The sequence below is a fragment of the Ruegeria sp. C5 genome (assembly GCF_056537605.1).
Genome location: NZ_JBQFRX010000003.1, coordinates 296,178 through 321,060 on the forward strand (window position 1 = coordinate 296,178; position 24,883 = coordinate 321,060).

Sequence of the window (24,883 nt, forward strand, 5' to 3'; positions counted from 1 at the left end):
GAGAGGATGAAAAACGTACTTATCGTTGCCATACTCGCTGGTTCTGCCGCTCAGGCTTCTGCAGATTGCCCGGTTGCGCCGGATCATATCTCTGGCGTCGACGCCCTGATTACGCAAGCCCAAACCGCGTCGTCTGAGCGCGAGGCGCGGGGCATTTCGGGACGGATGTGGCAACTCTGGACCGATGCGCCGGACGCCCGATCTCAAACCCTGTTGGATCGCGGGATGTCTCTGCGCGAGTCTTGGGATTTGACCGGTGCGCTGGCCGAGTTTGACGCTCTGGTCGCTTATTGCCCGGATTATGCCGAGGGGTACAATCAACGGGCGTTCGTCAACTATTTGCAGCAGGATTACGGTGCGGCCCTGATCGATCTGGATCGGGCCATTGAGCTGTCCCCGAACCATGTAGCGGCGCTTAGCGGGCGGGCATTATCGCTGTTGGGTCTCAAGCGGCTGGACGAAGCGCGAACGGCGCTGAACCATGCACTCGAACTGAACCCGTGGCTTTCAGAGCGTGCCTTGCTTGCGCCGGGCGGGCTGCTTGATCCACCGGGTGAGGATATTTGAATTGAGACGAAAAAGCGCCCCGGAACCGAAGTTCAGGAGCGCTTTTGATGCAAGGGCTTGATTAGCCGACCAGCCCGTTGTCGGTGCGTTTGATCGCAATCACCGACGAACGCGGCGTACCGCCATCGGGCCAATTGCTGCCCGGATGCTGGATGCCAACAAACATGGTGCGCAGGTCGGTCGACCAGGCCAGACCGGTGACTTCACAGCCATTCGGGCCGGTCATGAAGCGCACAATCTCCCCGGTCACGGGATCGCCAACTAGCATCTGGTTATTGCCGTTTCCTGCGAATTCTTCCTCGTTGTCATCATTCCCGTCTGTCTGAATCCAGACCAGACCAGTCGAATCGATGGCCATGCCGTCGGGTGAGTTGAACAGGTTGCCTTCGTTCACATTTGCCGATCCGCCACGGTTATCCGAATGAACAGTTGGGTTTCCGGCCATGACATAGAGATCCCAATCAAAGCCAGTGGCCGCGTGATCTTCATCCGCTGGACGCCAGCGCACGATCTGGCCGTATTTGTTGGCCTCGCGCGGGTTAGGGCCGTTGACTGCAGTGTCATCACCCCCAGCATTTGGCTTAACTCCACGGTTCTTGTTGTTGGTCAGGCAGCAATATGCCTCGACCGCAACAGGGCTTGAGGCCACCCATTCCGGGCGGTCCATTGTGGTGCCGCCCGCAGCCGATGCGGCCATACGGGTAAAGATCAGAATTTCGGCCGCGTCCATGCCGGTTGTTTCCGGCGTCAGCGGCAGCCATTCGCCGCTCATGTCGTCATTGAACTTGGCGACATATAGCGTGCCGTCATTCAACAAGCCCTGAGTGTCGACACCGGGCGCATAGGCCGCGTTCGAGACGAACCTGTAAAGATACTCGCCACGTTCATCGTCGCCCATATAGACCACGACACGACCGTCCGCAGCCAGCGCGACCTCAGCATTTTCATGCTTGAAGCGACCAAGGCCGGTGTGCTTGACCGGAGTGCTGTCGGGTTTGGTCGGGTCGATTTCAACGATCCAGCCTGCGCGGTGCGGCTCATTGGGGTTTTTCGAGGTGTCGAAGCGGGGATCAAACAGCTCGTAACCGTTCCAGCTTTCAGCCTTGATGCCATAGCGTTTCATACCGTCCGCGACCTTCTGATCGTAGCTGGCGTTTTTGTCGGACGAACCAAAGTAGCCGTTGAAATTTTCTTCGCAGGTCAGGTAGGTGCCCCACGGTGTCTTGCCGGAACCACAGTTGTTCATGGTGCCCAGCGACGCGGTGCCTGTCGGATCGGCCTCGGTCTTCAGTAGGTCATGACCGGCGGCGGGGCCGACGATCTTCATTGGAGTGTTGTGGTGGATTCGGCGGTTGAAGGGGCTGTCCTTCACCACAGACCAGCCCTCCGGGCTTTCTTTGATCTCCATCACGGTCACACCCTGAATGTTCTGCAATTTCAGAACGTCATCGGCACGGGTTGGAACACCTTCCTGCGCGGCAGGCAGGTTGATCTTGCGGTTCGGGTACTCGTGGTTGATCGCAATCAGCTCGTGACCCCGGAACGAGAATGTCTCCATCCCATCCGTATTCTCGCCAAAAACCTTGTCCGAGTTTTCAACCTTACCGCCATCGGTCAAATCGTATCCATCGGCCTCGGAAAACAGCGGATCGCCCCAGCGCATTAGCATCTTCCACTCATAACCTTCCGGAACGTGGACTGTCCCATCGGTCTGGGCGGGAATCGGCGTGAAGGCAAAGCGTTGCGCATCGACCGCCTGTGCTGAAGTTGAGCCCAACAAACCAGCGCCCATCGCCGCAGCGCCCGACCCAAAAGCCACAACTCCTGACAGGAAACCCCGTCGCGAGATAGCGCTTTCAACCACGCGGTCGAAGTCGTGTTCATCCGGGCGGGGGAAGTGCAACTCATCCCAATCGTCGGCGGAAAGGGTGGTAAGATCGACGTCTGTCATGGATAGCTCCTGGCTGTCTGAACTAAGAATCGCACCGTGGGTTTAGAGCGATCACATGACAGGAAATTGACAGTCTGAGCAAAGCTTCTTTTGATCTGCGCCGCATGCAGATTGACGCCGATCTACCTGCGGCGCTGATCAATGTTTAGGCGAATCTATCGCCAAACGACCAGAAGCCTAAGCCGCCTTTGCCTTGCTGCGGCAATAACATGAGGCATGGATAGGCACCGTGGCCCGTGCAGCAGCTTTGTCCAGTTGCAGCTTGATATGACGGGCCTCGGTCGTTTCACCGCGACGGATCAGGCATTCATGCAGGCCATGAAGGCTCCAGATATTGCCGGGATGCTGGCAGGCGCGGGCGAGCGTGTCGTCCAGACCCAGATCGGCCCGATAGACGGCCTCGGCATCATCGAACTGACCGGCTTCCATCAACAAGGCACCCAGGGCGTGCCTTGTCGGCTGCATCCATCCCCATGGCTCGTCATAAACCAGATTGTCGTCCAACTCGACCGAGCGGCGCAGATGACCAAGCCCGCCTTCACGGTCGCCGGATTTGAACGCGATCTCTCCATCCATCATCGCCTCGCCGATCATCAAAACATCCTCGGCGGTGTTGTTGAATACCAGTCGACTATCTGGGACGTCTTTCCTGGCCTGAACGGCCACTTCGCGTGCGTGCGTTGCGTCGTCCATGCGACCCAAGTTGGCCAGAGCCACAGCCCGCGCCTGATGAATCGCGGCGGTGGTATAGCTGTATAGCTCCGCGTCGCCCGGCATGGGTTCATCCAGAATTTCCTGCCACATGCCGAAGCGGACCATGACATGGACTTTCTTGCCATAGAAGGATTCGAACAAATCCGGGAAGAAACGGATTACGTTGTCGGGCAGCAGGTGCATCAATTCCTCGGACGCAGCCAGCGCCAATTCGGGTTGCCCAAGGAACATCGCCCCATAGGCCTCAAAGTGGACGTTGTGCACGCGATAGACGGTATAGAAGTTCTCACCCCCGGCCATTGCTTCATATTTCTTGTCGACCGCTGCGGCTCGGTGATTGCGCCAGACCACATTCTGATAGTCGCCGCACAACACGTCGATATGCGTTGCCATGTGAACCAGATGCCCGCTGTCGGGCACCAGATCGACCAGCCGGTCCCCGTGTCGCAACGCCTTTTCCGGAGTGGGCGACATCTCCATCAAGTGGATATACATATGCAGCAGGCCGGGATGACCCCATGCACCGGGCAGCGTTTCAAAGGCCCTTTCCAGCACGGCTTGAGCCTCGGAGGTGGATGCACCTTCGGCGGGCACGCCCTTCTTGAGATCCCAAAGTTGCCAGGGCGTTCGGTTCATCAGGGATTCGGCAAACACAGATGAGACATCCAGGTCGTCCGGATGATCGGAATAAACCGCGCGCATCGAATCGGCGAACGCGTCGTTCCACGGGGCGTAATCCTCGATCTCTGGGTCCGACGGGAAGTGTTGTGAGATCGCTTCGATCAGCGCCGCCTCGACCGGGGTAGAGGATGTGCGCAACGCCAACGCCGCTTCGATTGCCTGACGCGCCCGATCAAGGGTCGCAACTTTTTCATCGGGTTCGAAGAACTCCCACGGCTTGTTGTAGTTTGGACCAATCGCATAGGCGATGCCCCAATGGGCCATACCGCAATTCGGGTCATGAGTTATGGCCTGTTCGAAACAGGCGGCAGCGGCCTCATGGTTATACCCGAACAACCAGATGAGCCCCTGATCGAACAGTTTCTGAGCTTCGCTTGAAGAAGTGGTAACAGCACGGCGATACGTGCCGAGGTCAAATTCGGTCATCATTCAATCCCCCGCTTAAATTCCGCCGAGGACGGGCAAACAGCGCCGGACGGCGGATTTTCGAACTATAGCACATTTTCGTGAATGGCGTCGGTCAGGCGCTAAACGGCGCCTGTTCAGACCCGTCTCAGCGGACTGGCCGGTTTGGGCTGAGATATATTTTTTGGATGGTCAGTTTTCTGTTTCAAGTCATTTCGAAATGGATTTCAGAGATCCGATACGGTGATGCCGTAGTTTCCAATGGCAGCGTTGGGTTTTGCATCCAGCAAACACCTGTCGGCAAACTGGCACATGCCGAGACCTTGGAGAGGTTCAGTGCTGAGCCAGCATCCGTAACTTGTCTCCAACTCGGATTGCGAAATGCGTTTTCCCGAAACATCCTCTTGACGTCAAATTTCGTATGAAATAGGTGGTGACCTCGCTGAGCGGGCGTTGTGTAGTGGTAAGACCTTAGCCTTCCAAGCTAATGACGCGGGTTCGATTCCCGCCGCCCGCTCCAGCTGATCCCCCACACAAGTTGCGTCATTTAGCCCTTATCGGGCTGCAAAACTTTGTCTTCAGCTTGACCCCAAACGCCTCTGACGCCAAGAAGCTGGGAATGACGCCTGATCAGGGCGATCGACCAAAATACAAGGGCCAGACATGGCAAGAACCAGCGCCGCCAGTCCAGCGAACAATTCGGCTCCGCGTGCACAGGAAGAGCGTGCGCGGTCAAAGAAAATAGGTGTTCTGCGGTCTTTGTGGCCGTTCATGAAACCCTATCGCCTGTTGATGATCGGCGCGACATTGGCTTTGATCCTCACGGCCAGCATGACACTGACACTGCCGTTGGCTGTGCGGCGAGTGGTTGACAATTTCCGCATCGAAGATGGCGATTTGTTGGAATGGTACTTTCTGGCCGCCCTTGGTATTGCCGGGATCCTCGCCGTGGGAACGGGCATTCGCTATGCGTTGGTGACCCGGTTGGGTGAACGTGTGGTGGCCGATATCCGAAAGGCGGTTTTTGACCGTGTGATCGGGATGAGCCCCGAGTTTTACGAACGCATCATGACCGGCGAGGTTCTGAGCCGCATTACCACCGATACAACGCTGATCCAGTCGGTGTTGGGTTCGTCTGTGTCCATCGCGCTCCGCAATCTTCTGATGTTCGTCGGCGGACTGGTGCTGATGCTGCTGACATCGGCCAAGCTGACCGGGATGGTGTTGCTGCTGATCCCGCTGGTGGTTGTACCAATATTGGTGCTGGGTCGCAGGCTAAGGGTGATCAGCCGGGAAAATCAGGACTGGATCGCGGCGTCTTCTGGAAATGCTGGTGAGGCATTGGGCGCTGTGCAAACCGTGCAGGCCTTTACCCATGAGGACGCCAGCAGGACGCAGTTCGGAGAGATGACAGAAACTTCGTACGAAGTTTCTCTTCGCCGGATCCAGACACGTGCGGTTCTAACCGTCATAGTGATCTTTCTCGTCTTCTCGGGCATCGTTGGCGTGCTGTGGATGGGTGCGAATGACGTGCGCAACGGGATCATGACCGAGGGTGTGCTGATCCAGTTTGTAATCTATTCGATCATCATGGCGGGTTCGGTCGCGGCACTGTCGGAAATCTGGAGTGAGTTGCAGCGCGCTGCAGGTGCGACGGAGCGTTTGGTCGAGCTTCTGAACGCTGAAGATACAGTCAACGATCCGCCGCAGGCCAAGGCATTGCCTGTGCCCGTACGCGGAGAGATACGTTTTGACGATGTGACATTCCACTATCCCGCGCGCCCGGACGTCGTTGCGCTGGATCACTTGTCACTTCAAATCAAACCCGGGGAGACAGTGGCTTTTGTTGGCCCGTCTGGTGCGGGCAAGACAACAGTCATCCAGATGATTCAGCGGTTCTATGATCCCGATGCGGGACAGGTCAGCCTTGATGGGCTCGACCTGCGCGAGTTGAACCGTGACGACTTCCGCCAGCACATCGCGCTGGTCCCGCAAGACCCCGTGATCTTTGCCGCTTCGGCGCGCGAGAATATCCGCTTTGGCCGTCTGGACGCCTCAGATGCCGAAGTCGAGTCCGCCGCCCGAGCCGCTGCCGCGCATGAGTTCATCTCGGCTTTGCCCGAAGGGTATGACAGCTTTGTAGGCGAACGGGGCGTAATGCTGTCGGGTGGTCAGAAGCAACGTATCGCCATCGCACGTGCCATCCTGCGCGACGCACCGGTGCTGCTGCTGGACGAGGCGACCTCGGCTTTGGACGCAGAAAGCGAACGTGCGGTGCAGGGTGCGGTCGATAACATGAGGGCAGGGCGCACCACTCTGATCGTGGCGCACCGCCTGGCGACCGTTAAGAAGGCAGACCGGATTGTCGTGCTGGAAGCCGGGCGCATTGTGGCGCAGGGTACCCATAACGATCTGGTGGCGCAGGACGGTTTGTATGCCCGCCTCGCACGCTTGCAGTTCACCGACGGGGTGGCTGCAGAATAAAGTGACGCTCCGGCACATCTCGTTTCGCCGTAGCGTCATTCTACATATTCCCGGACCTGATCGCTAAGCCCTTGCTTGCGCATGGTGTGTTTTGCTTCCATCTTGGAGGTGACAAACAAGCCTGTGCGCGACACGGGAGACAGATCAGGGGAGGAGCCACATGGCCTTTGTGGGATTGGAAGACAAGGCGCGCATCGAGCAGGAGATGACGTGGGAGGATCGGGATGTACCCGTCACCTTCCACCAGCTGTTGTCGCGGACGGCGGGCAAGTTCCCGAACCACAAAGCGATCAGCTTTCAGTTGTTGTCTGGACCGAGTGACAAAGCTGAGACGCTGACATGGTCCGAACTGCTGGGAAAAGTCAACCAAGCGGCCAATCTGTTCCGTTCCCTTGGCATCGGAGAAAACGATGTGGTGGCTTATGTGCTGCCCAACTGTAACGAGACGCTGGTCACCATGATGGGCGGTGCGGTGGCCGGGATCGTGAACCCGATCAACCCATTGCTGGAGCCGGAGCAGATCGCGGCGATCCTGCGTGAGACCAAGGCGAAGGTCGTGGTCACGCTGAAATCCTTCCCCAAAACCGATGTAGCCCAAAAGGTTGAAGAAGCAGTACGCCACGCTCCGGGCGTCAACACGATCCTTGAGATCGACCTGAATCGCTATCTGACGCCGCCCAAATCCTGGCTTGTACCGTTCTTGCGCCCAAAGATGGGTGATAAAGAAAAGCTGGCCCATGCGGATTACAAGAACTTCCTTGATGAGCTGAACAAGCAGCCTAAAACGCTGAACTTTGAGGATAGCCAGGAAGATCGGGTGGCGTGCTACTTCCACACGGGCGGCACTACGGGCATGCCGAAAGTAGCGCAGCACAAATACTCGGGCCTTATCTACAATGGCTGGTTGGGCAACACGCTGCTCTTTGACGAAAACGACGTCATCATGTGCCCTCTGCCGATGTTCCATGTCTTTGCGGTGCATGTCATCGTGATGGCGGCGGTGTCGTCTGGTGCACATGTGGTATTCCCGACGCCTGCCGGGTATCGCGGTGATGGCGTATTCGACAATTTCTGGAAACTGATCGAACGCTGGAAGGTTTCGTTCATCATCACAGTGCCGACAGCGATTTCAGCCAAAATGCAGCGACCTGTGGATGCGGATATATCCAGCGTGAAAACGGCGTTTTCGGGATCAGCTCCGTTGCCGGTCGAACTGTTCCGTCGGTTTGAAGAAGCGACCGGCGTTACTATCGTCGAGGGCTACGGCCTGACCGAGGCCACTTGTCTGGTGTCATGCAACCCCGTGGATGGGGAAAAGAAGATCGGCTCGATCGGTATCCCGTTCCCTTATACGGATGTCAAAATCCTGCAGGACGGGCCGGATGGACCAACCGAGTGCGGCGTAGATCAGATCGGTGAAATTTGCATCTCGAACCCCGGCGTATACGCGGGCAATACTTATACCGAGACCGACAAGAATACGAACCTCTATCATTTCGATAAATACCTGCGCACGGGCGATCTGGGACGGTTTGATGAGGACGGCTATCTGTGGATCACCGGTCGCGCGAAGGACCTGATCATTCGCGGCGGACACAATATCGATCCTGCAGAAATCGAAGAGGCCTTGCTGGGCCATGATGCCGTCGCCTTTGCAGGGGCCATCGGTCAGCCCGATGCGCATTCGGGTGAGGTGCCTTGCGCCTTTGTTGAACTGGTCGAGGGGGCCTCGGTCACTGAACAGGAGCTGATGGACTATTGCAAGGTCCACGTCCACGAACGCGCGGCACAGCCCAAGCACATGACCATTCTGGATGAATTGCCGAAAACCGCCGTTGGCAAGGTTTTCAAACCCGAACTGCGCAAGCAAGCCATCACTCGCATCTACAACGGTGCATTGGACGCCGCAGGCATTGAAGCGCGGGTCGTTTCGGTAATCGACGACAAGAAGAGGGGTCTTGTCGCGCAGCTTGACGCGAATGGGTCTTCCGAAGACGATGTCTCAAAAGTACTGGGTTCGTTTACCCGGCCATGGGAGTGGTCTGAATAATTCGGAGGAACAATGGACTATGAACGTCTGATCGACGAGGAGACCTGGGGTTTCATCCGGCGCACAGCCGAGAGCTATCCGGATGATACGGTAGAGATGTCCATTGCTGACCAACGCCGGGTCTATGACGCGATGTGTCAGGACTTCCGCCCGCCGCGCCCACCTGGCATCGAGGTGCGCGACAGGTCCGCCGATGGCGTAGCTGTTCGCATTTATAGCGCCGGTGACCCCACCCGGACCGTCGTCTACATACATGGTGGTGGGTTCGTCGTCGGGGGCTTGGATAGCCACGATGATGTTTGTGCGGAACTCTGCGCCCAGACGGGCTATCGGATCGTTTCGGTCGACTATCGGTTATGCCCTGAGCATGTGCACCCGGCGCAGTTTCAGGATAGCTGGACCGCCACGAACTGGGTGGTTCAGGAATACGGCGAACCGATCGTGCTGGCCGGTGACAGCGCGGGTGGCAATCTGGCAGCAGCCGTTTCGCACCATGGTCGGAGTCGGTTGGAAAATGTGCTGGGGCAGGTCCTTATATATCCCGGCTTAGGCGGAGATATGTCGCAGGGGTCGTATATCGAACATGCCAATGCCCCGCTGCTGACATTGGACGATATCCGGTTTTATGAGACTGTTCGGTATCAAGGTACCACGCCCCAGAACGATCCTACCTATGCACCGTTGCATGACGTCGATTTCTCGGGGCTACCGCCGACGGTGGTGGTGACCGCCGATTGCGATCCGCTGCGCGATGACGGGCAAGCTTATTGCGACCGGATCACAGCCGCAGGTGGGCAGGCCCATTGCATCAACGAGGCCGGTTTGGTCCACGGATATCTGCGCGCCCGAACATCGGTCAGGCGCGCCGCGGACAGCTTTGAGCGGATTTCCGTGGCGATTGAGGCTTTGGGGCAGGGGATTTGGTCCTACGACTGAACCGCGTCAGGTCAGGAACGGCTTGGCTTTCATCGTATCCGCCACCGGTGCGCCCATGCGCTGAAGTATGGTTGGTGCAAGCTGTAGCTGGTCTATCACGGTATCGGGATCAGGGCCTTTGGCCTCTCCAAAGTAGTAAAGCGCTGTTTCCTGCTGCAACGGGCTGCGCCCTCCGTGATGGCCACGTTCGTCTTGTCCATGATCAGCCGTCACGATGACGTCATAGCCCAACTGCTGCCAGCGCGGAATGAACGGGGCCAGCATTTCGTCCATGACAAAACAGGCATGGTCCATCTCGGCGCAATCGTGGAAGAAACGATGCCCCATACTGTCCAGTGTGCAGGTGTGCAGGATGCCATAATCCAGCCCAAAGCGCAGACACAGATTGGTCAGCGAGGCAAACAGATCGACATCACTGGGCGTCATCTGGTTCGCTTTGCCGTATCCCGTCATCGAATGAAATCGACCATGGTTGATGGTCAGGCTGTCGGGCTCGTCATATTCAACGTCGCGGACGTAGTCGAATGGGTGGCGATTGAAGAATTGAGACCAATAGCTGTGGGTGACCGCGCCGGTTATGCCGCCTGCCTCACGCACCTGGCTGAACACATCCTTGTGGCTTAGCCGGAAGACGTTGCCGTTGCCGGTGCAGCCATGCTCTTGCGGTGTGACGCCGGTATGGATCGACGCATAGCAACTGGCAGAGGTCGAAGGCAGTACAGAGCAGAGTTTCCAAACCCGGGCAGCACCGCTGTCGACCCATCCTTCAAGATTGCCAAACAGTCGACGAAAGTTGCGCCAGGGGACGCCGTCAAGGATGATCAAAAGCAGTTTGCGGTCCATGTTCCGGCCCTTGTTTCTGAGTATTCGTTCCGGCGAACCTATGAGATTCGTCCGGCTATGGCTGCGCATTTGCGCCCCAAATAGCAAAATCCCGACGTCTGCTTGTGTTCACAGCGCCGGGAATTTGAATGGTCTTCGGTGTTTCTATGAGAAGGGCGCGGATCAGTTCCCCGCGCTCTCCATTTTGCGGTGAGCGACAACCTCTTCCAGCCAGCCAAGATGCATCTCAGGCACCGAGCTAAGCAGCAAGTCTGTATAGTCGTCGAATGGAGGGCTTAGCACCTGGCTCTTGGGACCGTAGCGAACCACCCGACCCTGGTACATCACCGCGATACTATCGCTGATCGCACGGACTGTCGCCAGATCGTGGGTGATGAACAGGTATGCCACATCCTCGATCTTTTGCAGATCCAGCAGCAGCTTGAGGATACCGTCCGCGACCAGCGGGTCGAGCGCCGAGGTGACCTCATCACAGATGATCATCTTTGGCTTGGCCGCCAGCGATCGCGCGATACAGACACGCTGTTTTTGACCACCCGACAGTTCCGCCGGATAACGATCGATGAACTTCTCGCCCAGTTCGATCTCATCCAGCAACTCGACGATCCGCTTGCGTTTCTCGGCGCCGCGCATGTTGAAGTAGAACTCGAGTGGGCGGCCGATAATCGTACCGACGGTCTGACGCGGGTTCATTGCCACGTCGGCCATCTGGTAGATCATTTGCAGCTCACGCAGGTCTTCACGCGTGCGGCCTTTCAGATCAGAGCTGAGCTTGCGGCCCGCAAAGGTAATCTCACCATCGCGGGGCGGAAGAAGCCCGGTGATGACCCGTGCCAGCGTAGACTTGCCCGATCCGGATTCACCCACAACCGCCAGTGTCTGCCCCGGATGAAGCTCGACGTTGACATTATGCAGCACGTCGAAGTTCAAGCCTTTGTAGCGCGCGGTGATACCATCGACGCTCAGCACGGGTTCAGGAGTTGGTTTTTTCTCTTCGTGCTCGATTGAGCGGACCGAAACCAGCGCCTGTGTGTACTCTTCTTGCGGGCGGTTGATGATCTGGTCGGTATTTCCGTATTCGACCGTATCGCCCATCCGCAGCACCATGATGTCATCACTGACCTGAGCCACAACCGCCAGATCATGGGTGATATACAAGGCGGCAACGCCCGAGTCGCGAATGGCGTCTTTGATGGCCATCAGCACATCGATTTGGGTAGTCACGTCCAGTGCCGTGGTAGGTTCGTCAAAAACCACCAGATCAGGCTCGGGGCAAAGCGCCAGCGCCGTCATGCAGCGCTGCAGCTGTCCGCCCGAAACCTGGTGCGGGTAACGATCACCGATATTGTCAGGGTCGGGCAGACCCAGCTTGGCAAAAAGCTCACGCGCGCGGGCTTCAGCCTCTTTGCGCGAAAACTTCTTCTGCTCGACTGCGGCCTCGACCACTTGATCCATGATCTTCTTTGCGGGGTTGAACGATGCGGCGGCGGATTGGGAAACATATGTTACCTCACCACCGCGCAGTTTGCGGATATCCCCATGAGATGTCTTGAGGATATCACGCCCGTTTACCCAAACCTCGCCCCCGGTGATTTTCACACCGCCACGGCCATAGGCCATTGAGGCCAGACCGATGGTAGATTTGCCAGCCCCGGATTCGCCGATCAGACCCAGCACCTTGCCTGGCGCGAGGTCAAAGCTGACCCCGTGCACGATCTCGATGTCATGGGGCTTTTCACCCGGCGGATAGACGGTCGCGCCGATTTTGAGGTCACGGACCTTGAGAAGGACATCACTCATCCCCGGCCTCCTTTCAACGATGTGGTACGATTCAGGACCCAGTCAGCCACCAGGTTGACCGAGATGGCCAGCGTCGCAATGGCCACAGCGGGATAAAGCGCTGCGCCGATGCCATAGACGATGCCATCCTTGTTTTCCTTCACGATACCGCCCCAGTCAGCCAGCGGTGGCTGGACGCCCAATCCCAGGAACGACAGGGTCGAGATGAACAGAACCATGAAGATGAACCGTAGCCCGAATTCGGCCACAAGTGGCGACAGCGCATTGGGCAGGATTTCCCGGAAGATGATCCAGGCGCGCCCTTCGCCGCGCAGCTTGGCGGCTTCAACATAGTCCATCACGTTGATGTCCACCGCTACAGATCGCGATAGGCGATACGGGCGGGTGGCATCCAGTAAGCCCATAACAAGGATCAGGATCGGGACGGTCACCGGAACGATGGCCAGAATGACCAGTGCCAGGATCAGAGTCGGGATTGACATGATCAGATCCACCGTACGGCTGAGCGCCTGATCAGCCCATCCGCCCAGTACAGCAGCCAGCAAGCCCAGCGAAGTACCAGTCAGAAAGCTGAGCAGCGTCGCCGCTGCCGCGATGAAGATTGTCGTGCGCCCGCCATAGATCATGCGGGTCAGCAGATCGCGACCGATATTGTCAGTGCCTAGCAGATGTTCGGGGCTGCTCGGCTCCCAGACGTCGCCGACGACTTCGGCCATTCCATAGGGTGCAATCAACGGGGCGGCGATCGCCACAAAGAAATAGGCGAAGGTGAAGATAAGGCCAATCAGAGCCGAAAGAGGAATGTTCTTTATCATTTCGGATGCCTCAGTCTTGGGTTGGCAAGGATCGACACGATATCTGCAACCATGTTCAGACCGATATAAACGGCCGCAAACACCACGCCGCAGGCCAGAACAACCGGCACATCACGTTTGGTCACGGCATCCACAAGGTATTGCCCCATACCTGGATAGACGAACACAACCTCGACCACGACAACACCCACGACCAGATAGGCCAGGTTCAGCATGACGACGTTCACGATCGGTGAAATCGCGTTGGGAAAGGCATGGCGGGCAATAACCTGAAATGTGCTGAGGCCTTTCAATTCAGCGGTTTCGATATAGGCCGATTGCATGAGGTTCAGAATGGCCGCGCGCGTCATGCGCATCATCTGTGCCAGCACGACCAGCGTCAGAACAAAGGCAGGTAGCGCGATTGCATTCAACTTTTGTCCAAACGACATAGAATCATTGATCATCGCAAGCGACGAGAACCATCCCAATTTCACTGAGATATAGTAGATCACCACATAACCGATCAGAAACTCGGGGATCGAAACCGTCGTCAGAGTGATGGCTGAAATCAGTTTGTCGGGCCAGCGATTGCGGAACCGCACGGCAAGCAGCCCCAGAAAGATTGCAAGCGGTACGGAAACTATTGCTGCCACGCAAGCCAGGAACAGAGTGTTCCCAAGGCGTTTTCCAATACTCTCGGAGATATCAAGTTTGTTGGTCAGGGATTGACCCAGGTCACCCTGAAGTATGCCGCCCAACCACTCGAAATAGCGTGTAAGGGCAGGGCGGTTCAGGCCCATTTCTTCGCGTAGGTTTGCCAAGGCCTCTGGAGTTGCGGACTGCCCCAGGACGGCTTGCGCGGCGTCTCCGGGTAGGGCTTCGGTTAGGCCGAAAATCAGGGCCGAAGCGCCGAGCAGCAAAAGGAGTCCCAGCGCCAGGCGCTGGGAAACCAATTTGATGATGGGATGCATTATCCGTAGCCCGTTTTAGACGAACCACATTTTGCGGGATATGTTGCCGTTCATCATCTCTTGCGTTGGGTCAGATTCCCAGCCATCCAACTGGTTGCTGACGCCTTCAACAAAGTCGTTGAACATCGGGCAGATCAGGCCGCCTTCGTTGCGGACCATTTGACCCATCTGGCTATAGATGGCTTTGCGTTTCTCAGGGTCGAGTTCCGCCTTTGCTGCAAACAATAAGTCGTCAAACGCCTGAACCTTAAACCTCGTGTCATTCCAGTCTGCGGTCGACAGATACGCAGTCGAGTACATCTGGTCCTGAACCGGACGGCCGCCCCAGTAAGACGCACAGAAGGGTTGAACGTTCCAAACCTCGGACCAGTAGCCATCATTGGGCTCACGCTTGATTTCAAGCGGAATTCCAGCCTGTGCAGCAGTCTGCTGGAACAGAGCAGCAGCATCTACAGCACCTGGGAACGCACCATCGGCAACGCGCAAAATAATCGGAGAGCCATCATGTCCAGATTTCTTATAGTGCTCTGCAGCCTTTTCAACGCTGAATTCGCGCTGTTCGATGGTTTCATCAAACAATGGATAGGCTGAATTGATCGGCATATCATTCCCGATCGAGCCATAGCCGCGCAGAACTTTGTCAACCAATTCCGCTCGGTTGATGGCGTACTTCAGTGCGGTGCGCAGTTCATTGTTATCAAACGGAGCCGTGTCGCAATGCATGATGAAGACATAGTGACCGCGACCAGCGGTTGAATGCACCGTCAGGTTAGGCGCACGGCCCAACAGGTCGGCAACTTTGGGTTCAACGCGGTTGACGGCGTGGACCTGTCCGGACTGCAGTGCAGCGGTCCGTGCCGTCGCATCGTTGATCACAACAACTTCTACGCTGTCAAAATTGCCGAAATCGCTGTTCCAGTGGTTTTCGTTCTTGGTGAACAAGTGGCGGACGCCGGGTTCGTCCACTTCTAGTTTGTACGGGCCGGTGCCGATACCTGCCGCAGGATTATCCATGCCGCCATCGGGCTGAATGATGAGGTGATAGTCGGCCATCAGATACGGCAGGTCAGCGTTCGGCTCGGTCAGTGTGACCTGGAAATTGTCTCCATCGGCCTTCATCGACTCGATGCCTTTCATGATGCCCAAGGCACCTGATTTGGAATCTTCGTTCGAGTGACGCTGCATAGTTTTCAGCACGTCTTCGCTGGTCATGGTCTTGCCGTTGTGGAACTCGACCCCTTGACGCAGCTTGAACGTCCATACTTTCGCGTCTGCACTTCCTTCGACGCTTTCAGCCAGACGCGGTTCGATGGTTCCGTCGGGCGCCACTTCGACCAGTTGGTCGCCGAACTGCTTGCCGTTCTGGAACGGGACTGAGCTTGCGTAGGTTGCCGGATCAAGTGAGTTGGTTGATTCACCACCCTGCAAACCGAATTTCAGATCGCCGCCCTTTTTCGGACCAGCGGCACGTGCCGCATCGGCAAACATAGTGCTTGCCATTGCGGCCGAGACACCCAGTGCCGCTGCTTTACCCATGAATTCACGGCGGGTCAGCTTTCCAGCTGTGACCTGCTTTGACATGTGAGTGAGTTGTTCGTTCATCCAGATTTCTCCCAGTTGATAGGATGTTCAGCCCGTTGGTGGGCTTTTTATTGACGCATGAGTCAACTTAGGTGCAATTCAGGGCAGCGGGCAAGTGCAAATCTCTTGAAATAATGGGGAGGTTCCGCCTTTGATCGCGCCAGATGATCTTGTTATGAGCCTTTGGAAATCCAAAACCCCTTATTCCTAACTACTTACTCTGACCTGAACAAATTATCCGATAGTTGCCTGGTCAGTTTAGCATGAACTTTCGTTCCACAGATCAAACGCCATTCCGGCCTTTAAGTGATTCTATCTGGTGGGTTTTTCGGATGGGCGGGGTCAGGGTCTGGGATCAGTTTTTTATTGCAACAATCAGATCCATTACGTTTGTGCCTGTGGGTCCCGTGACCAACAGCGCCCCCGCCTTGTCGAGGAAACTGCCGCTATCTGCATTGTCCAGATACGCTTGCGCCTTATCAGACCAAGTGTCGCCGGTAACGATGGCGCCTGCTGCATCTGTTGGCCCGTCGGTGCCATCTGTTCCTCCGACGATGACGGTCAAATCAGATTGCCCTGCGATTTCGCGCGCGAGTGCTAGAGCAAGGGCCTGATTACGCCCACCGCGCCCTGGCGCATCAGGTAGGACCACGGTTGGTTCGCCGCCAAATACCATGGCGCCCTTGGGCATATTCCGCAGCCGATCTCCTAATTTAGCTGCAACCGAGAGATAGTCATCGTGCATCGCTTCTTCGTTGTCGAGGACCTTGATGCCTGAGTTCTCAGCCGCAAATGCTGCGGCGTCGCGCGCGTGTGCGTTTGATGCGATTATCGCGGTGTGGGCAGAAAACTCCGGTTCGTCGGGCAATGACCCGATACCGGAGCCAATAACACCCAGATCATCACCCGGGACGTCCGAGATCGCCAGAACGATCACGCTTTTCCCCGAGAATGCCGACAACAAACCGCCACCCTTGATCCGGGACAGCTTGCGCCGTTCCGTGTTCATTGCACCGATGTCGAGACCTTCACTCAGCAGTCTTTGGTTGAGGGCCTCAAGATCATCCAATGTCGTACCGGCCACGAGGTCCTCGGCAAGCGAAGAAGCCCCTCCCGAAACTAGCAGAAGCAGCTTGCTGTCGGGTTTCATCGCCTCAACCGTTTCGCGCAATGCCTGCCCACCCTTCAGACTGCGGGCATCGGGAACCGGGTGTGCAGCTTCAATCACCACAATATGCTTAGGCAGGTCGTGGCCATGGCCATCCTTGGTAACCACCAGAGTGGGCACTGGGCCAAACCGTTCGACGGCGGCACGGGCCATGGCCCCTGCGGCTTTTCCAACGGCCAATATCTGATCTGGGGCTTCGATCGCCTGAGTGGCCTCCAGCGTTGCGCGATATCCATCAACCGCCGCCACACCTGCGCGCCAAATGTCCTGTGCCTTTTGCGAACTCTGCATCAGCTTTCCATCCAAATTGTGACTGGTCCGTCATTGACCAACTCTACCGCCATGTCAGCTCCGAACGCACCTGTCTCAACCGGAATGCCCCGCGATGAAAGGTTGTGTACAAACGCCTCGTAGAGGTGTTCGCCCTCAGCCGCCGGGGCGGCCCCGGAAAACCCAGGCCTGTTTCCACGCGATGTGTCAGCTGCCAAGGTGAACTGGCTGACCACCAGGGCCGAGCCCTCAATGTCCAATATCGACCGGTTCATCTTTCCCGCGTCGTCCTTGAAGATACGGAGCTTTGCGATCTTTTCAGCCAATTGATCAGCTTGTTTCTCTCCATCCCCCTGCATCGCACAAACCAGAATCATCAATCCGGGGCCCGATCGCCCGATCACTGTTCCATCGACTTTGACCGAGGCACTGGAAATTCGTTGAAGTAAGGCGCGCATCTGCAGGTCCTGTATTCTATTGCTATTCGTGCCAATCGATCACTTCATCCAGCGCGGCACGTTCCGTTCTGAACGCGTTCGCCGGGTGATCCATATCCGCATATCCGAACGAAATCGCGCACAGAATCAAGCGATCTTCTGATATCCCGAAGTAACGGTGAAGAAATGCGCCATGGGCCGCTACCGCTGCCTGCGGGATACAAGCCAGACCCAGGGCCTGCGCCGCCAGTGAAAATGCGGTCACGAAGCCACCACAATCCATCGCGCCGTAAGGGCCCAGTTCAGCCGGGCTGGACAGTATGGCGCAATGTGGGGCGCCGAACAGAGCATAGTTTTCCATCATCTGTTGCGCCGAAGCCCTGCGATCACCTTTTTCGATACCAACCGCTTTGTAGAGGGCCCAGCCACAGGCGCGACGGCGCTCTTGATAAACACCGGAGTAGCCGGTTGGAAAGGGTAGGTCCGGAGTAGGCGCAACGTGCGAAGCTTCGTGTTGCAACGCGTCCCGAAACTGGTCTGTCTCGGCCCCGCTGGTGATGACGACCTGCCAGGGTTGCGCGTTGCACCAGCTTGGAACACGCGCAGCACTGGCGACGATCTGTTCAATCTGTTCGCGCGGCACCAGGTCCGTGCGAAAGGCACGGCAAGAAAAACGATCGGCCAAGAGCGCGTTCAGAGCGTCAAGGTGCAATTCAACATCTCCTTTCAGGCATGCCGAGGAGTAGGTTCCATGAGCCTGCTCTGCTTATCAGCTTTATTGCTGTCCAGTTGCCACCAGATACCCGACGCCGGCCGCAACGAGAAGGCCCAGAACCACGGCGATCGTAATCTTGATTGCGGACCAGGGACGCTCACCCTGAACGCGGCCAGTCCGGCCATTGACCACAAAACGATAGGTCTGGCCGCGGTATTTGTATGCCGCCATCCAAACCGGCAAAAGGATGTGTTTGAATGTGACATCTCGCACTTCGGTGTCGACAGCGTGAATGCGCTGACGATCGCCTCCGATATCGAACCGCACGTCACGCTCGATCACCCGTGCCATATGTGCGCGGGCCTCTTGATAACCTTCTCGCAGTTCGACCGTGTAAGCTTCGGCGCGGAAACCGGCCAGATATTCTGGCTGGTATGGCTCAAGCGCAGGCAGGTCCCATGGCTCCAGCGCATCGGTATAGGATTTGGGCAGCGATTGAGACGCCAACACCAGAACATCGTCAAAGAACCGTGCGACCCGTCCGGATTTTGGAGTCCAGCGTACTTTAGGAACCTGTTGCTGCACGCGCTTTCCATCGCGCATCACAGTGCGAGTTTCGTAATACACCACACCGCGTTCCCCACGATAGCTCGACTTGGTATCAGCGTCGAAGGTCCAATACGGGACATAAATGCCCTGCATCTTGCGTCCCTTTCGGGCGTATTCCTTCAACCCGTTGGGTGCAAACCACAGTCGGCCCAGCCAATCCCCCATTGCCTTGTGGGCCGAGCGTTCATCCAGTGCAAAGGGCAACACACCGCGAGGTTTGATATGGCGGTTAACGCCTGTATCGGTCACTACCGGAGTGGCACAGAACGGGCACTCCGCAGCATGGGTGTTCGGATCAAACTCAACCTGAGCCGCGCAGTTCGGACAGGTCAGAACACGGGTTTCTTCAATCTCGCTGTCAGGCAAGCGATCCGCGATGGCGGCGTCGAAATCCAGCTCTCGCAGACTCGCACCACCCCATGGGCCAGCACCGATCGTTCTGGTGTTGCCACAATGATCGCAGGTCAGCGTTCCGTCACCGGGATTGAACCGATAATCCGCCCCGCATTGGTCACAGGGGAAACGGTGTTCGTCTTTCGCCATGACAGAACCTCGAAATCAGGTTACCAAATGTCAGATCACGCGCCCGGAGGCGGCGGAGGCAGGATCGTGAACAGCTGTGCCAGTTCCTGCACGTCGCCTGCCTTCTTCCAACCGTCCTGTCCGGCGGTCCAAACGTGGGTCTCGCGCGTTATCTCACCATCGGTCGCCATTCGGCCCATCTTGGCCTTGGAGAACGGCCCGCTGGTCTGGCCATCCACCGCGATATGCCACACGTGCTCGACGGGTGGCGGGGGTGGCGGTGCCGCAGGTGCTGAGGCTTGCGGGGCAGCGGGGGCGGAACCGCCCCAAGGGCCGCTCGGCTGACCCGCTGCCATGTTCGACATCTGCTGCGCCATCGCCATGCCCATTCCCATGCCAAGACCCGCTCCCATGCCGCCACCCTGGCCAGGGTTGTTGGCTGCCGCAGTCATCGCTTCGGCTGCGGAATACTGCGTGAACTTGCCCAGATCGCCCGCCAACCCCATCGATGTGCGTTTGTCCAGCGCGGCCTCGACCGCTGGTGGCAGCGAGATGTTCTCGATGTAGAACTCGGGCATGCTCAAACCATATCCGTCCAGCACCGGCGATACCTCGGCTGCGATCAACTTGCCCAGATCGGCGGTGTTCGCCGCCATATCGAGAACCGGGATCCCCGAGCCTGCGATGACGCGGCTGAATTCCTGCACGATGATGTTTCTGATCTGAAAGCTGATCTCGTCCATGGTGAATTCACCATCGGTGCCTACGATCTCTACTAGGAATTTCGCCGGGTCCTTGACCCGCACTGTATAGGTGCCGAAGGCCCGGATGCGTGTTGGTCCAAACTCGGGATCGCGCAGCATGATCGGGTTCTTGGTGCCCCATTTCAGGTCATTGAACCGGGTCGTGTTAACGAAGTAAATTTCAGACTTGAACGGAGACTGAAAGCCGTGATCCCAATGCTGCAGCGTCGTCATGATCGGCATGTTGTTTGTCTCAAGCATGTAGAGACCTGGGGTGAAGACATCCGCCAACTGCCCTTCATGCACAAAGACCGCCGCTTGACCTTCGCGCACGGTCAGCTTGGCGCCGTATTTGATCTCGTGTCCTTCACGCTCGAACCGCCAGACCATCGTGTCGCGCGTATCGTCGACCCAGTGGATGACGTCGATAAATTCACCGGTCAGAAAATCAAAAATTCCCATTGGATTTCTCCTGTCTTCGGGGTCAGAGCGACTGCCCCATCAATTCGCGTGCAATGATACGGACCACCGGGCGCGCTTCTTCAGCGGTCATGCCAGCCTTAAGGCGCGGGTCATAAAGGATGGTCAGCAGCTTTTCGTCATGACTTGTCAGCAGGGCGAACTCGTCGTCATCGTTGAAGATTGATGGCCGGGCAGACGGGCTGTCATTCGGCAGCCCCAATCCCTGAGCGATCTCTTCGTGGACGCAACTCAGGCGCACCAGATCGGGATGTTCCGCCCGGATCAGGGCAACAGCCCGGGTATATGTCTGTGGCGCGCTGTTCGACGCCGAAGCGAATACAAAGCAATAGAAAGAGCGCGGCAGTTTGTCGAAGAGGTCAAGTTGCGCCTGCCCTATGCCCGGGATCAGTTGTCGCAGCCGGGCTTGCACATAAGCGGTATCATCTTCACCCGCCACGAAGACGTGGAAATTTGCATTCCGGGTGGTGGTTGAGACCGGGTGTCCAGTGAGCCGCGACAAGCGGTTGGCGTAGGCGTCAATTCGGGCGGTCTCTTGCTGGCGGACTTCAGGTGCAACCGATGGACCAAACTCGGGCTTTATGCGAACCGGCGACGACCAGCGACTAAGCTGTCGGCTGGTGCGGCTGCTGCCGCTGGCAACGGCTTGCCCTGGATATTCATTATAAAACGCTATGGTCTCAAAGTTCCGGGCCAGATCATCGGCATCATAGGGCGTATCAGGGCCACCGCCATCGGTTCTCAGCAACCCGCGCGTCAGCAAGTTGTTTTGTACGCTTTCATAGTATCGCGCGAGATCAAGGCTCGCTGGTGAGGGCGCTTGATATGCATTGCTCAGGCCTTGCGGCTGGGCAGGTTGAGGTTCAGGAGCGATCGTCGTCGTCAATGCCTCATCGCAGCCAGCAAATGCCAGCAGCGACAAGCCCAATACTGCAATCTTAGCGCGATGAAATGGCCGCACGCCCGCTGTTTCCATTATCCGGGAACAGCCGTTCCGGCATTGTCGCCGATCCCGTCCTGTCGCGCCTTGGCCGAGGCGAGCGTGTCGCGCAATTCGGCCTCCATCTTCTTCAGTTCTTCCTCGGCTGCGGCGCGTTTGGCCTTGCCTTCGTCTGCAATGGCGAGGCTTTCGTTGATGGTGCCGATCAGGTCTGCATTGGCTTGTTTGACGGCTTCGATATCGAAGACGCCACGCTCCATCTCTTCGCGGATCATTTTGTTGGATTCGCGCAAGTTGGCGGCGTTCGAGGTCAGCAATTCATTCGTCAGATCATTGGCATCACGTACGGCAGCGGCGGCCTCGGCACTGCGCTGTATGGTGACAGCTTGTGCCAGCTGGGTTTCCCAGAGCGGTACTGTGTTGACGAGGGTCGAGTTGATCTTGGTCACCAGCGACTTGTCATTTTCCTGCACCAGACGGATGGAGGGCAGCGATTGCATCGTCACCTGACGGGTAAGCTTCAGGTCGTGGACCCGGCGTTCCAGATCATCGCGCGCGGCACGCAAGTCGCGCAATTCCTGCGCTTTCATCACCTGTTGGTCTTCGGGCGCGGCCTGAACCTCGGTCTCTTTTTCAGGAATGTCATGGCTGTCCAGCTCGGTCAGCTTCTCCTCTCCCGCTGCGATGTACAGTGCGAGTTCGTCGTAGAACTCCAGCGTTTTTTCGTACAGCAGGTCCAAAGACTTGATATCTTTCAGCAGTGTATGCTCATGCCCCAGAAGATCATCAGTAATCCGGTCGATCTGGCTTTGAACGTCCTCATACTGCGCTGTGAATTTGGCGAAGGGCGCAGCACGGCCCAGCAGTTTTTCCCACCAACTGCGTTCGCGACGCACATCCAGTTCGCTGACTGAAAACCCCCGGATCGTTGTTACGATATTGCGAAGGCTGTCACCCGCCGGGCCCACATCCTTGTTGCGCACGTCGGCCAGCATGGCCTGACTGATCTCTTGCAATTCCGCCTGTGCGGATGATCCGAACGAGACGATCGAGTTTGTGTCGCCCATGTCGATCTCACCCATCCGCTTGCGGATCTCGGCACCAACTGGTTCGTCGGCCTCTTCCAACGGGACAATCTCGGCCTGCGGCTCGGGGAGGGCTACGGCGGTGACTTCCTGCACCAGCGTTTCAGCCTCGACTGCCTTGTTTTTAATCTCATCGGACATGGGGTAATCCTCGCTTACATAAAAGCCGGTCAGTCCAACCGGACGCCTTCGCGCTGCAGCCGGTCGCGCAGCACATCAATTTCAACCGTCAGATCACTGCGGTCATCCAATAGCATCTTTCGCGTCCGCGCCGCGAAATTCTGTTCAAGATCGTCCAGCAACGCCGAATAGTCCGCCAACGCCTGCGCATCACGCGTCCGTGCATAGACGTCCGAAAACTTCACCGTCGCATCGCGCGCGCCCTGCAAATAAACCGTCAGGTATTTTCGGGCACCAGCCAGATCGCGCGGGTCTTCCTCGACCGTGCGAAACAGATCGCGGGCTGTATCCTGAAAGCGTTCGACCCGCGCTTCGATCCGGCGGTCACCTGCGCGTTTTATTGCATCTGTCATTTGGGTCAGATGGGTTTCGGCGTCCTCGACCACGCGTGCGACACGGTCCTGCTGGAAGGTGTCGACACCCTCCATTCCTTTGTCCTTCATTGGGTCGAGGCCGAAGGAAACCGAATGTAGAACCGTTGCAGCGGCGCCAAACAGGATGGGGGCCAGCAGGCTTACCTGTGATGCTGTTTCGGCGACCAGAAATTCGGTCCGGTATGAGGCTAGCGCCGCCCCCAAACCGGTCAGAACGCTGGAAAACACCTTGCGGGGAAACGCAGGTCTGCGTGCGGTGCGGCGGGCGTTGTAAGCGGATTCGGCCCTTAAACCTTCGCGCAGCAGAAACGCGGCAGCGGTCAGTAGCCCTGCCGCAACCAGGCCGATGGTCATTCCGATCGCGCCATCGTTCAGAGACAGAAACACCAGTGGTATCGCCGGGACAAACAGGATGTTCGCGCGTGCACCTGCCGGTTCGACACGGGCACCATCGAATTGGCCACGCGATGGCTGATCCTGCGAGGAAACATCGCCTTCTGGGCTGAATTTGCCGCCGTACCGTTTGGCCATTTCGCTACAGGCCCCCCAACAGACCGGTGCAGACGCCGAACAACAGCACCAACAGGGCCGCATAGGCCAATTTTTGTACTCCGTTCCCGGACATAGCGCCCCCCAACTGTGACCATCAGGGAAAATTTAGGCGATACGAGGGCTTGGCGCTAGGGGGAAGGTTGAATAACCCGCGTCACTTGCGAGGTTTCTTGCCGATTGCTGGTCTTTTGCGCTGCGGTCGAGCAGGGCGTTTGGCCGGGGGTATTCCGCTATCCTCAGCATCCAGCCCCAGTTGGTCGCGCATGACACGGCGGCGGATTTCTTCAACCTCGCCGGGTTTCAGGTTGCCCAGTTGGAATGGGCCGTAAGAAACCCGCAAAAGCCTGTTCACCACATAACCGATATCTTCGATAGCGCGGCGGATTTCGCGATTCTTGCCTTCGCGCAGGCCGATGGTCAGCCAAGCGTTCGCGCCCTGTTGACGGTCCAGTGTCACGGTCATGGGCTGAAACCGTTCACCATCGATTACCAGGCCTTTGCGCAGCGGTTCGAAATCCTCGTCTTTGGGGCGTCCATTTACCCGCACCCGGTATTTGCGCAGCCATCCAGTTGAGGGCAGTTCCAGCTTGCGCTTGATGCCGCCATCATTAGTCAGCAGTAGCAATCCTTCCGAGTTCAGATCGAGTCGCCCGACGCTCATGACCCGGGGCATATCCTCGGGCAGGTCGTCAAAAATCGTCTTGCGGCCTTTTTCGTCACGCGCCGTCGTCACTAGTCCCGGTGGCTTGTGATAGAGCCACAGGCGTGATGGCTCGGGCTCGGATACTGGTTTACCATCGACGGTAATCCTGTCCTTGGCGGTTACGTTCAGCGCAGGGCTGTTGATCGCCTTGCCATTCACGGTCACACGTCCGGCTTCGATCATGCGTTCAGCTTCGCGGCGCGAGGCGACACCGGCGCGGGCCAGCACTTTGGCGATCCGGTCGCCGGGAGGAGGGGTATTGGTCATCCTCCGGCCATAACCCATCCCGGCGGCTTGCGAAAGACGGGTTTCTGAGGCAGTCAGA

20 protein-coding genes and 1 tRNA gene are annotated in these 24,883 nt (G+C 57.4%); 5 read left to right on the forward strand and 16 right to left on the reverse strand.

Annotated elements, in window-relative coordinates; all coding sequences use genetic code 11:
* Positions 1–6 precede the first annotated feature (6 nt).
* Positions 7–567 carry a tetratricopeptide repeat protein gene (locus ACR0AW_RS13025; RefSeq protein ID WP_170392277.1) on the forward strand — a complete coding sequence of 187 codons (561 nt, stop codon included), beginning with the start codon at positions 7–9 and terminating at the stop codon, positions 565–567.
* A gap of 61 nt (positions 568–628) precedes the next feature.
* On the opposite strand, the gene ACR0AW_RS13030 is transcribed toward ACR0AW_RS13025, so the two are convergent.
* Together ACR0AW_RS13030 and ACR0AW_RS13035 are read right to left on the reverse strand one after the other, a co-directional pair.
* Positions 629–2,518, reverse strand: coding sequence for a PhoX family protein (locus ACR0AW_RS13030; RefSeq protein WP_170647887.1), 1,890 nt, complete (start codon positions 2,516–2,518; stop codon positions 629–631).
* A 177-nt stretch (positions 2,519–2,695) separates the two neighbouring features.
* The gene (locus tag ACR0AW_RS13035; RefSeq protein WP_170732974.1) at positions 2,696–4,339 is read right to left on the reverse strand and encodes a tetratricopeptide repeat protein; all 1,644 of its coding nucleotides are present in this window, start codon (positions 4,337–4,339) and stop codon (positions 2,696–2,698) included.
* Between the two features lie 425 nt (positions 4,340–4,764).
* On the opposite strand from ACR0AW_RS13035, the gene ACR0AW_RS13040 reads away from it, so the two are divergent.
* From ACR0AW_RS13040 to ACR0AW_RS13055, 4 genes are all read left to right on the forward strand, one after another.
* Positions 4,765–4,838: transfer RNA gene (locus ACR0AW_RS13040), tRNA-Gly, on the forward strand.
* A gap of 143 nt (positions 4,839–4,981) precedes the next feature.
* Positions 4,982–6,802: an ABC transporter transmembrane domain-containing protein gene (locus ACR0AW_RS13045; RefSeq protein ID WP_170732973.1), complete on the forward strand. Its 1,821-nt coding sequence runs from the start codon at positions 4,982–4,984 to the stop codon at positions 6,800–6,802.
* A 160-nt stretch (positions 6,803–6,962) separates the two neighbouring features.
* Positions 6,963–8,852, forward strand: coding sequence for an acyl-CoA synthetase (locus ACR0AW_RS13050; protein WP_170420681.1), 1,890 nt, complete (start codon positions 6,963–6,965; stop codon positions 8,850–8,852).
* 12 nt (positions 8,853–8,864) lie between these two features.
* The gene (locus ACR0AW_RS13055; RefSeq protein WP_480439157.1) at positions 8,865–9,788 is read left to right on the forward strand and encodes an alpha/beta hydrolase; all 924 of its coding nucleotides are present in this window, start codon (positions 8,865–8,867) and stop codon (positions 9,786–9,788) included.
* A 6-nt stretch (positions 9,789–9,794) separates the two neighbouring features.
* On the opposite strand, the gene ACR0AW_RS13060 is transcribed toward ACR0AW_RS13055, so the two are convergent.
* The 14 genes from ACR0AW_RS13060 to ACR0AW_RS13125 form a co-directional block, all read right to left on the reverse strand.
* Complete coding sequence (locus ACR0AW_RS13060; protein WP_170732972.1) at positions 9,795–10,631, reverse strand: alkaline phosphatase family protein; 837 nt, start codon at positions 10,629–10,631, stop codon at positions 9,795–9,797.
* Between the two features lie 162 nt (positions 10,632–10,793).
* Positions 10,794–12,431: an ABC transporter ATP-binding protein gene (locus ACR0AW_RS13065; protein ID WP_170392262.1), complete on the reverse strand. Its 1,638-nt coding sequence runs from the start codon at positions 12,429–12,431 to the stop codon at positions 10,794–10,796.
* On the reverse strand, positions 12,428–13,243 hold the full coding sequence (locus tag ACR0AW_RS13070; protein WP_170402849.1) for an ABC transporter permease: 816 nt from the start codon (positions 13,241–13,243) through the stop codon (positions 12,428–12,430). Before ACR0AW_RS13070 ends, ACR0AW_RS13065 begins: the two co-directional genes overlap by 4 nt.
* A complete protein-coding gene (locus ACR0AW_RS13075; RefSeq protein ID WP_170392259.1) occupies positions 13,243–14,199 on the reverse strand; it encodes an ABC transporter permease in 957 nt (318 codons plus the stop codon). The genes ACR0AW_RS13070 and ACR0AW_RS13075 overlap by 1 nt, the downstream gene beginning before the upstream one ends.
* 15 nt (positions 14,200–14,214) lie before the next feature.
* A complete protein-coding gene (locus tag ACR0AW_RS13080) occupies positions 14,215–15,801 on the reverse strand; it encodes an ABC transporter substrate-binding protein (protein ID WP_170392257.1) in 1,587 nt (528 codons plus the stop codon).
* 334 nt (positions 15,802–16,135) lie between these two features.
* A complete protein-coding gene (locus ACR0AW_RS13085) occupies positions 16,136–17,239 on the reverse strand; it encodes a DUF4147 domain-containing protein (protein WP_170732971.1) in 1,104 nt (367 codons plus the stop codon).
* Positions 17,239–17,676, reverse strand: a complete 438-nt coding sequence (gene dtd / locus ACR0AW_RS13090; RefSeq protein ID WP_170594645.1) for a D-aminoacyl-tRNA deacylase — start codon at positions 17,674–17,676, stop codon at positions 17,239–17,241. Before dtd ends, ACR0AW_RS13085 begins: the two co-directional genes overlap by 1 nt.
* A 22-nt stretch (positions 17,677–17,698) precedes the next feature.
* Positions 17,699–18,367 carry a nitroreductase gene (locus ACR0AW_RS13095; protein WP_170594647.1) on the reverse strand — a complete coding sequence of 223 codons (669 nt, stop codon included), beginning with the start codon at positions 18,365–18,367 and terminating at the stop codon, positions 17,699–17,701.
* 63 nt (positions 18,368–18,430) lie between these two features.
* The gene (locus ACR0AW_RS13100; protein ID WP_170732970.1) at positions 18,431–19,522 is read right to left on the reverse strand and encodes a TFIIB-type zinc finger domain-containing protein; all 1,092 of its coding nucleotides are present in this window, start codon (positions 19,520–19,522) and stop codon (positions 18,431–18,433) included.
* Between the two features lie 35 nt (positions 19,523–19,557).
* Positions 19,558–20,706 (reverse strand): SPFH domain-containing protein, encoded by a 1,149-nt coding sequence (locus ACR0AW_RS13105; RefSeq protein ID WP_170563990.1) that lies wholly within the window; start codon positions 20,704–20,706, stop codon positions 19,558–19,560.
* A 22-nt stretch (positions 20,707–20,728) separates the two neighbouring features.
* Positions 20,729–21,700, reverse strand: a complete 972-nt coding sequence (locus ACR0AW_RS13110) for a DUF2927 domain-containing protein (RefSeq protein ID WP_170512399.1) — start codon at positions 21,698–21,700, stop codon at positions 20,729–20,731.
* Positions 21,700–22,890: a toxic anion resistance protein gene (locus ACR0AW_RS13115; RefSeq protein WP_170420695.1), complete on the reverse strand. Its 1,191-nt coding sequence runs from the start codon at positions 22,888–22,890 to the stop codon at positions 21,700–21,702. The genes ACR0AW_RS13110 and ACR0AW_RS13115 overlap by 1 nt, the downstream gene beginning before the upstream one ends.
* Before the next feature lie 29 nt (positions 22,891–22,919).
* On the reverse strand, positions 22,920–23,834 hold the full coding sequence (locus ACR0AW_RS13120) for a 5-bromo-4-chloroindolyl phosphate hydrolysis family protein (protein ID WP_170732969.1): 915 nt from the start codon (positions 23,832–23,834) through the stop codon (positions 22,920–22,922).
* Between the two features lie 175 nt (positions 23,835–24,009).
* On the reverse strand, positions 24,010–24,825 hold the full coding sequence (locus ACR0AW_RS13125; RefSeq protein WP_480444218.1) for a pseudouridine synthase: 816 nt from the start codon (positions 24,823–24,825) through the stop codon (positions 24,010–24,012).
* Between the last annotated feature and the right edge of the window lie 58 nt (positions 24,826–24,883).

What these genes read in the sequence shown, in the direction of transcription:
- ACR0AW_RS13025 (WP_170392277.1), top strand. Translation starts at nt 7, where the DNA reads ATGAAAAACGTACTTATCGTTGCCATACTCGCTGGTTCTGCCGCTCAG.
- ACR0AW_RS13030 (WP_170647887.1), bottom strand. Translation starts at nt 2,518, where the DNA reads ATGACAGACGTCGATCTTACCACCCTTTCCGCCGACGATTGGGATGAG.
- ACR0AW_RS13035 (WP_170732974.1), bottom strand. Translation starts at nt 4,339, where the DNA reads ATGACCGAATTTGACCTCGGCACGTATCGCCGTGCTGTTACCACTTCT.
- ACR0AW_RS13045 (WP_170732973.1), top strand. Translation starts at nt 4,982, where the DNA reads ATGGCAAGAACCAGCGCCGCCAGTCCAGCGAACAATTCGGCTCCGCGT.
- ACR0AW_RS13050 (WP_170420681.1), top strand. Translation starts at nt 6,963, where the DNA reads ATGGCCTTTGTGGGATTGGAAGACAAGGCGCGCATCGAGCAGGAGATG.
- ACR0AW_RS13055 (WP_480439157.1), top strand. Translation starts at nt 8,865, where the DNA reads ATGGACTATGAACGTCTGATCGACGAGGAGACCTGGGGTTTCATCCGG.
- ACR0AW_RS13060 (WP_170732972.1), bottom strand. Translation starts at nt 10,631, where the DNA reads ATGGACCGCAAACTGCTTTTGATCATCCTTGACGGCGTCCCCTGGCGC.
- ACR0AW_RS13065 (WP_170392262.1), bottom strand. Translation starts at nt 12,431, where the DNA reads ATGAGTGATGTCCTTCTCAAGGTCCGTGACCTCAAAATCGGCGCGACC.
- ACR0AW_RS13075 (WP_170392259.1), bottom strand. Translation starts at nt 14,199, where the DNA reads ATGCATCCCATCATCAAATTGGTTTCCCAGCGCCTGGCGCTGGGACTC.
- ACR0AW_RS13080 (WP_170392257.1), bottom strand. Translation starts at nt 15,801, where the DNA reads ATGAACGAACAACTCACTCACATGTCAAAGCAGGTCACAGCTGGAAAG.
- ACR0AW_RS13085 (WP_170732971.1), bottom strand. Translation starts at nt 17,239, where the DNA reads ATGCAGAGTTCGCAAAAGGCACAGGACATTTGGCGCGCAGGTGTGGCG.
- dtd (WP_170594645.1), bottom strand. Translation starts at nt 17,676, where the DNA reads ATGCGCGCCTTACTTCAACGAATTTCCAGTGCCTCGGTCAAAGTCGAT.
- ACR0AW_RS13100 (WP_170732970.1), bottom strand. Translation starts at nt 19,522, where the DNA reads ATGGCGAAAGACGAACACCGTTTCCCCTGTGACCAATGCGGGGCGGAT.
- ACR0AW_RS13105 (WP_170563990.1), bottom strand. Translation starts at nt 20,706, where the DNA reads ATGGGAATTTTTGATTTTCTGACCGGTGAATTTATCGACGTCATCCAC.
- ACR0AW_RS13110 (WP_170512399.1), bottom strand. Translation starts at nt 21,700, where the DNA reads ATGGAAACAGCGGGCGTGCGGCCATTTCATCGCGCTAAGATTGCAGTA.
- ACR0AW_RS13115 (WP_170420695.1), bottom strand. Translation starts at nt 22,890, where the DNA reads ATGTCCGATGAGATTAAAAACAAGGCAGTCGAGGCTGAAACGCTGGTG.
- ACR0AW_RS13120 (WP_170732969.1), bottom strand. Translation starts at nt 23,834, where the DNA reads ATGGCCAAACGGTACGGCGGCAAATTCAGCCCAGAAGGCGATGTTTCC.
- ACR0AW_RS13125 (WP_480444218.1), bottom strand. Translation starts at nt 24,825, where the DNA reads ATGACCAATACCCCTCCTCCCGGCGACCGGATCGCCAAAGTGCTGGCC.